Origin of the sequence: Streptomyces sp. GbtcB6 (assembly GCF_019091475.1) — a bacterium.
GTDB lineage: Bacteria > Actinomycetota > Actinomycetes > Streptomycetales > Streptomycetaceae > Streptomyces > Streptomyces hyaluromycini.
In genome coordinates this window covers 49,266-62,277 of the sequence record NZ_JAGXJL010000014.1, presented here as the reverse complement: position 1 = coordinate 62,277, position 13,012 = coordinate 49,266, and the positions used below count along the sequence as shown (strand labels likewise).

12 protein-coding genes are annotated in these 13,012 nt (G+C 71.0%); 8 read left to right on the top strand and 4 right to left on the bottom strand.

Going from position 1 to position 13,012, the window contains the following annotated elements:
• Nucleotide 1: 1 nt before the first annotated feature.
• Both KVT45_RS24035 and KVT45_RS24030 read right to left on the bottom strand, forming a co-directional pair.
• Nucleotides 2-1,510: a ricin-type beta-trefoil lectin domain protein gene (locus KVT45_RS24035; protein WP_217550719.1), complete on the bottom strand. Its 1,509-nt coding sequence runs from the start codon at nt 1,508-1,510 to the stop codon at nt 2-4.
• A gap of 149 nt (nt 1,511-1,659) precedes the next feature.
• Nucleotides 1,660-2,553: an RNA polymerase sigma factor SigF gene (locus KVT45_RS24030; protein ID WP_217550717.1), complete on the bottom strand. Its 894-nt coding sequence runs from the start codon at nt 2,551-2,553 to the stop codon at nt 1,660-1,662.
• A gap of 305 nt (nt 2,554-2,858) precedes the next feature.
• Here KVT45_RS24030 and KVT45_RS24025 point away from each other — a divergent pair, with 305 nt between their 5' ends.
• The 6 genes from KVT45_RS24025 to KVT45_RS24000 all read left to right on the top strand — a co-directional run bounded on the left by KVT45_RS24025 (nt 2,859) and on the right by KVT45_RS24000 (nt 8,163).
• Entirely contained in the window at nt 2,859-3,254 is a 396-nt protein-coding gene (locus tag KVT45_RS24025) for an STAS domain-containing protein (protein WP_217550715.1), read from the top strand.
• Nucleotides 3,255-3,440: 186 nt separating this feature from the next.
• Nucleotides 3,441-3,959, top strand: coding sequence for an ATP-binding protein (locus tag KVT45_RS24020; protein ID WP_089102308.1), 519 nt, complete (start codon nt 3,441-3,443; stop codon nt 3,957-3,959).
• A 229-nt stretch (nt 3,960-4,188) separates the two neighbouring features.
• The gene (locus KVT45_RS24015) at nt 4,189-4,896 is read left to right on the top strand and encodes an LPXTG cell wall anchor domain-containing protein (protein ID WP_217550713.1); all 708 of its coding nucleotides are present in this window, start codon (nt 4,189-4,191) and stop codon (nt 4,894-4,896) included.
• 29 nt (nt 4,897-4,925) lie between these two features.
• Nucleotides 4,926-5,780, top strand: a complete 855-nt coding sequence (locus KVT45_RS24010) for a hypothetical protein (RefSeq protein WP_217550711.1) — start codon at nt 4,926-4,928, stop codon at nt 5,778-5,780.
• 56 nt (nt 5,781-5,836) lie between these two features.
• A complete protein-coding gene (locus KVT45_RS24005) occupies nt 5,837-6,853 on the top strand; it encodes a hypothetical protein (protein WP_254647288.1) in 1,017 nt (338 codons plus the stop codon).
• A gap of 2 nt (nt 6,854-6,855) precedes the next feature.
• Nucleotides 6,856-8,163, top strand: a complete 1,308-nt coding sequence (locus tag KVT45_RS24000) for a hypothetical protein (protein ID WP_217550707.1) — start codon at nt 6,856-6,858, stop codon at nt 8,161-8,163.
• Between the two features lie 137 nt (nt 8,164-8,300).
• Here KVT45_RS24000 and KVT45_RS23995 read toward each other — a convergent pair whose 3' ends face one another.
• On the bottom strand, nt 8,301-9,797 hold the full coding sequence (locus tag KVT45_RS23995; RefSeq protein ID WP_217550705.1) for an oligopeptide:H+ symporter: 1,497 nt from the start codon (nt 9,795-9,797) through the stop codon (nt 8,301-8,303).
• Nucleotides 9,798-10,286: 489 nt separating this feature from the next.
• Between KVT45_RS23995 and KVT45_RS23990 the strand changes: the two genes are divergently transcribed.
• Together KVT45_RS23990 and KVT45_RS23985 are read left to right on the top strand one after the other, a co-directional pair.
• On the top strand, nt 10,287-10,964 hold the full coding sequence (locus KVT45_RS23990) for a response regulator transcription factor (RefSeq protein ID WP_016436346.1): 678 nt from the start codon (nt 10,287-10,289) through the stop codon (nt 10,962-10,964).
• 94 nt (nt 10,965-11,058) lie between these two features.
• Entirely contained in the window at nt 11,059-12,330 is a 1,272-nt protein-coding gene (locus KVT45_RS23985) for an ATP-binding protein (protein ID WP_217550703.1), read from the top strand.
• Nucleotides 12,331-12,336: 6 nt separating this feature from the next.
• Here KVT45_RS23985 and KVT45_RS23980 read toward each other — a convergent pair whose 3' ends face one another.
• Nucleotides 12,337-12,840, bottom strand: a complete 504-nt coding sequence (locus KVT45_RS23980) for a GtrA family protein (RefSeq protein ID WP_217550701.1) — start codon at nt 12,838-12,840, stop codon at nt 12,337-12,339.
• Nucleotides 12,841-13,012 lie beyond the last annotated feature (172 nt).

The window sequence follows — 13,012 nt, the reverse complement described above, 5'->3', positions numbered from 1 at the left end:
GTCAGCCTGCCCCCGCCCGCCAGTGCTGGGCCGTGGTGTCGTTCACCGGGGGCAGGGAGAGTTCGTCGTCGCCGTTCGCGGTGAGGGCCGTTTCGAGGGCGATGGCCGGGCGGATCTCGCCGTCGGGGGTCACGGTGAACCGGAGGTTGATGCCGTGGTCGCCGTCCACCGAGGCGCAGCTCCAGATGCCGATGCCCTTGTCGACGGAACCCCGGCTGTCCAGGCAGAAGTCGGGGTCCGCGGCGGACTGCAGGACGCCCCGGGCGGTGTCGACCCGCCAGCGTTGGGTGGGGGAGGCGGAGCAGGGGGCCGTGACGACGTCGTCGCCGTTGCCGAAGTCGGCGTCGCGGACGTCCAGGCAGCGGGCGGTGGCGGCGTTCACGACCTGGGCGTAGGCGGTGCCCGGGGGCTTCGGGGCCGCGGACGGGGTCGGTGACGCCGATCGCGTCGGGGTGGCGGACGGGCTCGGGGACGGGCCGCGTGACGGTCTCGCGGCGCTGGGCGACGGCGAAGCGGAGACGGTCGCCGTCACTGTCACCTGCACCTGGGGAGTGGCGGCCGCCGGGGGCCGGGTGTGCGGGGCCGGGCGGTTCAGCAGGAGCAGCAGCAGCGGTACGAGGGCCACGCCCAGTGCCGTGGAGGTGAGCAGGAGGCGCCGGGACCGGAGGCGGCGTTCCCGGGGCGGCGCGGAGGCCGGGTCGGGGTCGGTGGAAGGCGCCGGCGTGATGTCGTGGCGTGCGTACGCCGTTCCGGCCCACGGCAGCAGGCCCTCCGCCAGGGTCTCGCGCGGGGTGTCCCGGAGCGCGGTGAGGTCCTCGAACGCGGCCGTGCAGTGGGGGCAGCGGGCCATGTGCGCGTGCAGGTCGGGGCTGTGACGGGGGTTCTCCGGGCGGACCGACTCCTCGATCAGGCGGCGGAAGTCCGCGCAGCGGGGGTCGTCCGAGGCGGCCAGGCGGGTGCGCAGGCAGGCCTGGGCCAGGGACTGGAGGGCGGACGGGGTGTCGTACCGGACGTCCTCGGGGGTCAGGCCGAGGTAGGTGGCGGTCCGTTCGGCGGGCTCCCGGTCCAGCACGCCGTACCAGACCAGGCCCTGGGTGCGGGACGGCAGGGACTGGAACGCCGGGAGGAGGGGCGGGGGCGGGACACCGGGGACACCGGGGGTGCCGGAGGAGTTCAGGACCAGCAGGAGGGTGGGGTCCAGGGCGGCGGAGCGCTCGTCGTGCGACCAGTCGGCGGCCAGCCGGGCGGTCAGCAGGAGCAGGTGGTGGCGGAGCGGTACGACCGGCTCGGCGCCGTGTGCGATGTCGCGGGCGGCGGTGCCGAAGGTCTGCGCGGCAAGGCGGCGGGCCGCCGCGTCGCCGGCCGTGCACAGGCGGGCGTGGCCGAGGACCGCGGGGTGGTGACGGGTGCGGAGTTCCTGGAGGGCGGGGTAGGCGGTGGGGGCGGGGGCGCGCAGGAGTTCGGTCAGGCGTGCGTCCGGGGGCGGGTCGCCCTGGATGTCCTGGACCATGGTGTACCCCTTCTCGCGGGCCGTCCTTCCTGACGTACCGGCCAGTTTGGGGTGCGAGTGACGGTGCGGGGGGAGCTTTGGCCGAAGACGCTGCGCGCCGGGGCGGGGGGATCCCCGGCGCCCCGGCGGCGGGGGCGGTCCGGCCGGGGCTATTCCTCCAAAGTCAGCGCCCTGCGCAGCTGCACGAGGGTGCGGGACAGCAGGCGGGAGACGTGCATCTGGGAGATCCCGAGTTCGTCGCCGATCTCCGACTGGGTCATGCCCGCGACGAAGCGGAGGGAGAGGATGGTGCGGTCCCTGGGCGGGAGTTCGGCGATGAGGGGCTTCAGGGACTCGATGTACTCGATGCCCTCCAGGCCGTGGTCCTCGTAGCCGATGCGGTCCGCCAGGGCGCCCTCGGACTCGTCCTCCTCGGGTTGTGCGTCCAGGGAGGAGGCCGTGTAGGCGTTGGACGCCGCCATGCCCTCGACGACCTCGTCGGCGGAGAGGCTGAGGCGTTCCGCGAGTTCCGCGACCGTGGGGGCGCGGTCCAGTTTCTGGGCCAGTTCGTCGCCCGCCTTGGCGAGGTCCAGGCGGAGCTCCTGGAGGCGGCGCGGGACGCGTACCGACCACGACGTGTCGCGGAAGAAGCGCTTGATCTCGCCGATGATCGTCGGCATCGCGAAGGTGGGGAACTCGACGCCGCGGGAGAGCTCGAAGCGGTCGATCGCCTTGATCAGGCCGATGGTGCCGACCTGGACGATGTCCTCCATCGGCTCGCTGCGGGAGCGGAAGCGGGAGGCGGCGAACCTGACCAGCGCGAGGTTCAGTTCGACGAGGGTGTTGCGGACGTACGCGTACTCGTGCGTGCCTTCCTCCAGCGACTCCAGCCGCTCGAAGAGGGTCTTGGACAGGGCTCGCGCGTCGACCGCGTCGACCTCGTCGTACGGGGGGATCTCCGGGAGGCCGAGTCCCGCGAAGAATCCCTCGATGGCATCCAGTGGTTCCGGTGGGGGTGTCGACGTCGCGGTCGGGGTATGCGAGGCGTCGAGCCGGGGTGACATGGTGTCCTCCATCGTTCTCGGCAATGAGGCTGCCGAAGCCGTGCGTGCACTGCGGTGTGCGGCGCCTCCAAAGCCGGCCGTGTCGGTTGCGTGTCCCTACTAGCCCTACCCGCTCCGCCGAGCCACTCGCAAGTCCGTTCTATTATCGTTTGTCCCGTTTCAAGAGGTTGTTCGGGTGTCGGGTTGCGTGCAGAAGGCGTAATGTTCGAGGGCGTCGCCAAGGCGTTCGGCGGACATGGGAGGGCATCGTCGGACATCGGTCGGACGGTGGCAGAAGCGGTCACGACCTCGGGAGAGAGACGGCAATGGACCACGGGACGGTCGGCAGCGCACAGTCGGGCCGGCTGCTGGTGGAGGTGCGGGAAGCAGGCTCCAGCGCCGTCGTGACTCCGGCGGGTGAGCTCGATCACCACACCGCCGACCTACTGCGCGAACCGCTCGACGATCTCCTCGACAAGGGGTTCGCACGCCTTGTCGTCGACTGCTCACGACTTGAGTTCTGTGACTCCACCGGGCTGAACGTGCTGCTCGGCGCCCGGCTGCGGGCCGAGGCCGCCGGGGGCGGGGTGCACCTCGCCGGGATGCTGCCCGTCGTCGCCCGGGTCTTCGAGATCACGGGGGCCGAGGCGGTCTTCACCGTCCACGACTCCGCCGAGGCGGCGCTGGCCGACGAGGACGGCGCGGCCGGCGGCACGGGCTGAGCCCCTGCCGGCCAGGCGTCCGGAACCGGGGGGTGTTCCCGGGGATCGCTCGGGCAGGAGAGATTCTGGATCTGCCGGCGTCCGACCCGGCCACGTCCGAGTGGAGCGCGCCGACCGGCCCGTACGAAACTGCAGCAACGCGAACTTTTGAATCGTGAACCGGTGAAACGGTGAGGTGAAGCGCTGATGAGCACCACCCGGCCTTACCCGCCGGGCGACCGCGGCCCGGAGCCCAGCGGTGCTTCCGGGATGTCCGGGGAGGCGGCGTCCGACGAGCCGTCCGCCTCGACGGGGGGTCGTCAGGTCCGCAGGCTGCGCCTGCACGGCGAGAGCGGGGTCGTACCGCTCGCCCGCGATTTCGCCCGCCAGGCGCTGTACGCGTGGGGGTGGCTGCCGGCCGCGACCGCCGACCGCAGGGCCGCCGCCGAGGACGTGCTGCTCGTCGTCTCCGAGCTCGTCACGAACGCGTGCCTGCATGCGGAGGGGCCGGACGAGCTGTTCCTGGCCTGCGACCGGAAGGTGATCCGGGTGGAGGTGTCCGACCGGGGGGCCGGGCAGCCGGCGCCGCGGACGCCGCATCGGGCGGGGCGGCCCGGGGGGCATGGGATGTTCATCGTCCAACGGCTCTGTCTGGACTGGGGTGTTGTGCGGACGCCGGGGACGGCCGGGAAGACGGTGTGGGCGGAGTTGGGGGCACCTGCCTAAGGGGGTGCCGCCTTGTGGTCGTTCGCGGCTGCGGGTTGTGAGTGGTTGCTCGCGCCCACGCGGCGGTAGCCGCATATCAAACACAGCCCCGCGCCCCTCACGGGGCGCTGCAGGCGCGTCGGTATCCCCACACTTCCGCCACGCCCTTTCTCTTCCCTCCTCATGAGCCCCGGCGTACCTTGACGGCCGAATCTGATACCTCGTCAGTAGCGAATGGGGTGGACCGACCGTGTCGTCGTACCCGAAACGTACCGCCGTGCTCGCGTCCGCCGCCGCCCTGGCCGGGTCGGCGGTGCTGCTGGCCGCCCCGGCGGCGCACGCCACCGTCGTGAACGTCAACTACCAGTGCAAGACGCCGATCGGCGAAAAGAGTGCCGTCTCCCCGATCGACATCACCGGCGTGAAGAGCGGCAGCGGCTACAAGATCACGATGTCCTGGCAGAAGGGCGTCTCCTCCAGCCCCGTCGAACTCGGCAAGGGCGCGATGAGCCCGAGCGCCACCATCAAACTCGGCGGCGCCGACAGCGGGACCGTCAACGTCACCGGCGCCGCCAACCAGGCCGCGATCCCCGCCAACACCCCCATCAAGATCAACGACTTGAGCGGCACCTACACCCCGGAGAAGTCCGGCAAGGTGACGTTCACGGCGGGGACGCTCATCATCAAGGCGCTCGGCACGACGACCACCTGCACCCCCACCAACAACCCCGGCCCGTCCCTGACCCTGGACGTGACCGCGGCAGGCGGCGGTTCGAGCAGCTCCGGCAGTTCCGGATCGTCGTCCGGCAGCACCGGCACCGACTCCGGAGGCACCCTCCCGAAGACCGGCCCCGAGGACTCGTTCGTCGCCCTCGGCACCCTGGGCGGCACCGTGCTGCTCGCGGGCGCGGCCGGCACGCTCTGGCTGACCCGGCGGAACCAGACCGTACGCCGCTGACCCTCCGGGTCCGACCGCTGGAGCCGCCCATGCCGTCCGCCCAGACCGTTGCCCGTGTCCTCGGTCTCACCGCGCTGACCCTGTTCGCCACCGTCCCACGCGCGTCGGCGGCCACGAGCTGGTCCCTCGCGCCCGCGGGCGGCGGCCGCCCCTCCTTCTACGCCGAGGGCGCCCCCGGGGCGGTCCTCCAGGACACCGTGTCGGTGACCAACTCCGGCGGGCACCCGGTCACGGTACGGCTGTCCGGCACCGGCACCGGCGTCCCGGTCACCTTCGCCGAGCCGAGCGTGCGCGTTCCCGCCCGCACCCGCGCCGACGTCCCCTTCACGGTGACCGTCCCGGCGGGCGCGGCCCCCGGCGACCGCGCCGGCACACTCGTCGCGAAGGACGCCGACGGCCGCACCGCCACCGTCCGTATCCGGCTGCGCGTCGGCGGCCCCGCGCTCTCCGCGCTGACCGTCGAACACGTCGCCGTCCACGGTGACCGCATCACGTACGAGCTGGTCAACCGGGGTACGACGGTCCTGGTGCCGAAGCTGGCCGTGCACGCCGAGGGAGTCTTCGGCCGCGACCTCCTGGACCGGGCCCCTCGCACCCTCTCCGTCCGCCTCGCCCCCGGCAGCCGCACCGCACTCAGCGAGCCCTGGCCCGGCCCCCCGGCCCTGGACGCGGTCGACGTCCGTCTGACGGCGACGGCGGCGGGTGGTGCCCATGACACGGCGACCACGCGGGCACGGTTCGTGCCCTGGGGTGCGGTGGCGGGGACCGCGGGCGCGCTGACGGCAGGCGCTGCCGTGACGGTCGTACGACGGCGTCGGCGCCGTGCCGACCACGCGGCCGAACCCCTTTCCACGAAAGCCGAGTTGACGGGAGCGGTGAGGTGAGGGTGCGGGCGTTCCTGATACTGACGGCGGTGTTCTCGCTGTTCCTGGCGGCGCCCATGGCGGCAGCCGCCGACGGGCCGACCGTCAAGGTCTCCAAGTCCCAGGCCGGCACCGGCGGTTCGGTCACCGTCAGCGGCACCGGCTGGCGGCCGCACACCCTGCTGATGATGCTGATCTGCGGCCAGTCCAGCCCGTCCCGGGGCGTGATCGGCGGCACCAACTCCTGCGCCAACGCCGACGGACGGGCCGTCACCACCGACGCGAACGGCGGCTTCGGCAAGCAGCTCCCGGTCGCCGAACCGCCGGTCCCCTGCCCCTGCGTGGTGCACGTGGCCATCGTGACCGGCGCGACCGCCGACGCGGACGCCGCCTTCAAGGTCGCCGGACACCCCGTCAAGGCCCTGCCCGCCGAGTCCACCGGCGGCCGCCTGTCGATGCTCACCGACACCCGCCTCGACGGCTCCTCGGGTTTGCTGACCTGGTTCGGCGCGCCCCCCTCCCGCACCCTCGTCTTCACCATCGGCAACGCGGGCACCTCCACCCTGAAGGACCCTGTCTTCCAGGTCGGCACCGCACACGGCGTGTTCGCCCCGCAGTGGGACGAGCAGCAGTGGCGCGGCACCCTCGCGCCCGGCAAGAAGGCGCAGGTCAAACTGCCCGTCGAACTCTCCGCCGGGGCGCACGGCGACTACGTCGTCTCCCTCAGGTACGACGGCAAGGCCCTCGCCGAGCAGCCCTGGGGCGTCGGCCGCCCCTGGGGCGTGACCCTCTTCTGGCTCCTGCTCTGCGTGGTCGTCCCGGCCGCGGTCTTCCGCATCGGCATGGCCGTGGTGGACCGGGTACGGCCGCCCCGCGCCGGCGGCATCCGGCACCGGGGAGTACCCCGCCCGGTCTTCCGCGTGCCGGGCCTGCGCCCCCCGGAGGCCGCGCCCTCGACGACCTCCGCAACCTCCTCGACCCTGCCGTGGTTCACCCCGGACTTCGATCCGGGCGCGACGGCCGACCGGCTCTCCGCACCGCACGACGACAGCTCCACGAGTCCCACGACTCCGACCACGAAAGGACCCACGTGATCATGCGAAGGAGAGTGACACCGGTCAGAGCGGGTGCGGCGGCGGCCGCGCTGGTCCTCGCCGGGGCCGGCGCCCTGCTGGGCGCGGCCGCCGGCCCGGCCCAGGCGGCCGAGGTGTCGTACGCGACGCACTGCGTACCGCCCGCCGGGGTCGCCGACCCGATCGACGGGACCACGAAGGTCGGGATCACCGCGCCCGCCACGGCGAAGGTCGGCGACACCGTCGACATCACCTGGAAGTTCGTCCAGGCCGCGTCCAAGAACCCGGACATCATCGACCTGCCCGCGAACACGGTCCAGCCGTCCGGCACGGTCAAGGCGGCCGGCGCCCAGACCGCCGACATCGCCATGCAGGGGCCGCGTGAGAACCCGGCGATCCCCAAGGGCGGCGACATGGTGCTGTCCGACATGACGGGCACCCTGAAACTGACGTCGCCCGGCGAGGTGACGCTCACGCCGGACGCGTACACGGTCAACGCCTACGGGACGAACACCGTGTGCACCCCGACGGAGACGGTGCCGAAGGCTGCGACGATCGAGGTGACGGCCGGGGACGGTTCGTCGAGCGCGTCGGCGTCGCCCACGGACTCCGGATCGGCCTCCCCGTCGGACTCGGCGAGCCCGTCCGACTCGGCGTCGGCCTCCGCCTCCACGTCGGCCTCCGCCTCGGCCTCGGCCTCGGACGGCACGGGCAGCGGCCAGACCGACTTCACGGGCAAGGAGGTCGAGATCCCCTACGCCTGCAAGACGCCCATCGGCGACAAGAGCGCGACCTCGCCGGTGCAGATCAACGCCAAGAAGGACGGCGGCAGCTTCGACCTCACCGTGCAGTTCAACGGGTCGGTGATGGACAGCCCCGCCGACATCCCGGCGGACTCGGTGAAACCGTCGATGGAGGTGGTCCTGGGCGGCGCCGACACGGGCACGGTCCATGTGGAGGGCCCCACCAACTCCTCCGCGATCAAGTCCGGCGACCCGATCGAGATCCCGGACCTGACGGGCACGTACAAGCCGGGGGCGAGCGGCGAGTCGACCCTGTCGCCGGGCGTCCTGACGGTCGAGGCCCTCGGTACGACCACGACGTGCACGCCGACGAAGACGGCGGTCTCCCTGACTCTGGACACGACCGAGCAGGCGAGCGGGGCGTCGGGTTCGACGACGTCGGGCGGTTCGTCGAGCAGCAGCGGTGGACTCGCGGAGACCGGCGACAGCAGCAATGGCGCAGTGAAGGCGCTGGGTTTGGTGGCAGGAACGGCCATCTTGCTGGGCGGCGCGGTCTTCACGTTCATGCCTCGAAAGAGGACGAGGTAATCGACTCAGGGGCGCGGGGCTGTATTTGATATGCGGCTCCGCCGCGTGGGCGCGATCAACCCCCACGCACCGTTTGCCGACAACGTACGAGGGCCACCCCATTCCAAAGAATGCGGTGGCCCTCTGTCAGAAGACGATCAGTGAACGTCTCCCATAAGCTCCCGAACCTTCTTCCGGTACATCCACACGGCCGCACCGGCAAGCACCGCCAGCACCGCCTGGAACGCCACGATCCCCGTCTTGTTCAGGTCGACACCCGCGATGGACAGCAGACCGGTCGTCGCGTCACCCGCGGTGACCGCGAGGAACCACACGCCCATCATCTGGGACGCGTACTTCGCCGGAGCCATCTTGGTCGTCACGGACAGACCCACCGGGGACAGCAACAGCTCACCCACGGTCTGCACGAAGTAGATCCCGACCAGCCACATCGCCGCGGCCTTGTGCCCGCCGTCCGCGATCGACAGCGGCGCGAGGAACAGGAAGAACGACGCACCGATCAGCACCAGACCACCGGCGAACTTCACGGCCGTGCTCGGCTCCTTGCCGCGCCGCGCCATCGCCAGCCACGCCCAGGCGAACACCGGCGCGAACGCCATGATCATGACCGGGTTGACGGACTGGTACCAGGAGACCGGGAAGTTCCAGCCGAAGATGGTGTTCTTGGCGGACGCGTCGGCGAACAGGGAGACGGTGGAGCCGCCCTGGTCGTAGATCATCCAGAAGACCGCGGCGGCCACGAAGAACCAGATGTACGCGCTCATCTTGGACTGGTCGGCGCGGTCCAGGTCCTTGTCCCGCTTGATGCGGGCGATGACGACGACCGGGATCAGCAGGCCGGCGATGGTGATCGGGACCAGCAGCCAGTTCAGCGTGTAGACGCCGGAGACACCCACGACGAGGTAGAAGACGGCGGCGACGCCCGCCCACACCGCGGCCTTCGTCAGCGTGGCCTTCTTCTCGGCGTCCGACAGCGGCGTCGGGACGATGTCCGAGCGCGAGCTCAGGTGGCGCGTGCCGAGCAGGAACTGGGCGAGACCCAGCGCCATGCCGAGCGCGGCCAGCGCGAAGCCGATGTGCCAGTTGTAGTTCTCGCCGACCGTGCCGATGACCAGCGGCGCGGCGAACGCGCCCAGGTTGATGCCGATGTAGAAGAGCGTGAAGCCACCGTCACGGCGCGGGTCGTCCGGACCGTCGTACAGGTGGCCGACCATCGTGGAGATGTTGGCCTTCAGCAGGCCTGAGCCTATGGCGACCAGGCCGAGGCCCGCGAAGAAGGTGCCGGAGCTGGGCAGCGCCAGCGTCAGGTGACCGAGCATGATGATCACGCCCGCGACGGCGACCGTCTTGCGGGGGCCGAGGACACGGTCGGCGAACCAGCCGCCCGGCAGGGCGAGCAGGTACACGAGCGACAGGTAGACGGAGTAGATCGCCGTCGCCGTGGCCGCGCTCATGTGCAGGCCGCCGGGAGCGACCAGGTACAGCGGGAGCAGGGCCTTCATGCCGTAGTAGGAGAATCGCTCCCACATCTCGGTCATGAAGAGAGTGGCCAGTCCGCGGGGGTGGCCGAAGAAGGTCTTCTCGGAACCGGGGGTGCCCGGTCGGACCGAGTCCTTCGTCAGGCTGGACGCCATGGTCGTTCCTTGCTGGTCGGAGCGCGCGGTGGGGCTCTGCGCGCCCGTGGGGGGAGCGGCCGGCACCGGCGGGTCGGACCGTCCATCCCACGCCCAGGGGAGTTCGCCCCGGGTCGCGGAGCGGCGGACGGCGACCACCGGGATCCACGCCCCGTGACGCTGTGTCGCGTCCGGAGCCCGGCCAGAGGTCATTCCTTTCAAGGCTGGCAGGCCAGCCCGCACACAAAAGAGACCTTCAGCGTCGATATGCCCACCAAAGGTCACCGGGTGTACTACAGGCGTTCACGTCACTGTACGTCAGGACACTGCCGGATATGGAAGGACTTGAGACAGGGATCACAGGTGTCGGTGCAACCTCGCACCCGGTTTCGAAGGTCCCTCCTACGATCGCACCTTTCGCCCATAGGTTCGTACCACTGTGCCCCAAGGTAAGAATCCCTGGTGCCGATCACACTCCAGTACTGCGCGTAATCGGACTACCATCACCCCATGACCCGTGTACTGCTCGCCGAGGACGACGCGTCCATCTCGGAGCCGCTGGCCCGCGCACTGCGCCGGGAAGGTTACGAGGTCGAGGTGCGCGAGGACGGACCCACCGCGCTCGACGCCGGAATGCAGGGCGGCGTCGACCTGGTCGTGCTGGACCTCGGGCTGCCCGGCATGGACGGCCTCGAGGTCGCGCGCCGGCTGCGTGCCGAGGGCCACGCCGTGCCGATCCTCATCCTGACCGCGCGGGCCGACGAGGTGGACACCGTCGTCGGTCTCGACGCGGGCGCCGACGACTACGTCACCAAGCCGTTCCGCCTCGCCGAACTGCTCGCCCGGGTGCGGGCGCTGCTGCGGCGCGGTGCCGCGGAGCCGGCGCAGCCGCCGGCCACGCACGGGGTGCGGATCGACGTGGAGTCGCACCGGGCGTGGATGGGCGACGAGGAACTCCAGCTCACCGCGAAGGAGTTCGACCTGCTGCGGGTGCTGGTGCGGGACGCGGGGCGGGTCGTCACGCGGGACCAGCTGATGCGGGAGGTCTGGGACACCACGTGGTGGTCGTCGACCAAGACGCTCGACATGCACATCTCGTGGCTGCGCAAGAAGCTCGGCGACGATGCGGCGAACCCTCGGTACATCGCTACCGTGCGTGGTGTCGGGTTCCGGTTCGAGAAGAGCTGAGTGCGGAGCGCCGTGGGTGGTACATCACAGTGTGCGACCAGCCCTGGTCATGGGCTGGTCGCACAGTTCCCCGCGCCCCTGACGGGGCGCTGACGTGCGGCGGCGTCTGATTCAGTCCACCCTCGCCGTCGTACTCGTCGTCATCGCCGTGTTCGGCGTCTCCTTGGTGATCGTCGAGAGTCGGACCATCAGCAACAGCGCTCAGGAACGCGTCGACTCCGAGGCCCTGCGTCTCGCCAGCATCGTCGACAGCCGGATTCTCGGGGACGAGGACGTCACCGCCGAGATACTGCGCAGCCAGGTCGGCAAGGAGCAGTACGCCGTCATCCGGATCCCGGGCAAGCCGCCGATCGAGCTCGGGGTGAAGCCCGAGGGCGACGTCATCCACTACACGGCCGACGGTGAGGAAGGCGAGACGGTCACCGTCCAGGAGCCGCGCTCCACGGTGACCCGGGAGGTCGGCCGTACGCTGCTGATCATCGGGGCCGTCGCGCTGCTCGCCGTGATCGCCGCCGTGCTGCTCGCCATCCGGCAGGCCAACCGGCTCTCCTCCCCGCTCACCGACCTCGCCGAGACCGCCGAGCGGCTCGGCTCGGGCGACCCGCGGCCCCGGCACAAGCGGTACGGCGTCCCGGAGCTGGACCGGGTCGCCGATGTGCTGGACTCCTCCGCCGAGCGGATCGGGCGGATGCTCACCGCCGAGCGGCGCCTGGCCGCCGACGCCTCCCACCAGCTGCGCACCCCCCTGACCGCGCTGTCCATGCGGCTCGAGGAGATCACCCTCACCGACGACCCGGACATCGTGAAGGAGGAGGCGAACGTCGCGTTGACGCAGGTGGAGCGGCTGACGGACGTCGTCGAGCGGCTGCTGACGAACTCCCGCGACCCGCGTACCGGCTCCGCCGTCTCCTTCGACCTGGACGAGGTCATCCAGCAGCAGCTCGCCGAGTGGCGGCCCGCCTACCGCAGTTACGGCCGGGCGATCGTCAGCTCCGGCAAACGGCATCTGCGGGCGGTGGGCACGCCGGGCGCGGTGGCGCAGGTGCTGGCCGCGCTGATCGAGAACTCGCTGATGCACGGCGGTGGCACGGTCGCCCTGCGGACCAGGGTGACCGGCAACCAGGCGGTGGTCGAGGTGACCGACGAGGGTGCCGGAGTCCCGGCCGACCTGGGCAACCGCATCTTCGAGCGGACCATCAGCGGCCGTAACTCCACCGGGATCGGGCTGGCCGTCGCGCGTGACCTCGCCGAGGCCGACGGGGGCCGTCTGGAGCTGCTCCAGGCTCAGCCGCCCGTGTTCGGCCTGTTCCTGTCCCGCACCCCGCCGCCGCACAAGCCGGACGAAGACCTGCCCATGGTCCGCTGAGGCGTCCTAGCGGACCTGCTGCCTGGGCTTCTCGGTGTCGGCGGCCCGCTCCAGGATGGCCTCCGCGTCCGCGACCGTCTCGCGGGCCGGCAGCGCCTTGAACACCCAGGTGCGGTACGACCAGAAACGGAACAGCGTCGCCACGCCGATGCCGACGAACTTGAAGACGTTGCTCTGCAGCGGGCTGTCCCAGCCGAAGCCGTAGGTGGCGAGATACAGCAGACCGTTCTCGATCACCAGGCCGACCGCGCTGAACAGCAGGAACAGGGTGAGTTCCTTGGTACGGCCGCTCTTCTCGCGGTCCCGGTACGTCCAGTAGCGGAAGCCGAGGTAATTGAAGACGATGGCGACAACGGTCGCTATGACGCTGGCCCGCACCACCGGCAGGTCGGTGACGTGCCGGACCACGTTGAACACGCCGAGATTGACGAGAATGCCGGCCCCGCCGACCGCGCCGAATTTGGCGACCTCGCGTACGAGCCGTTGCAGCCCCGAGGAACCACGTTCCATGGTTGTGCTGGCTCCCGTCCGTAGGTATTGGCGACCCAGCCACTCTAACGACCCAGTATGTCCCACGCCTGTGGATGGCGACACAGGTCGGGAACGGCTTGGAAAGAGCACCGGAAAAGCGGGGCAAGAGGCGGCGAAGCGGAAGGTAAGAGCCCTGGTCGAGGGCGCGGAA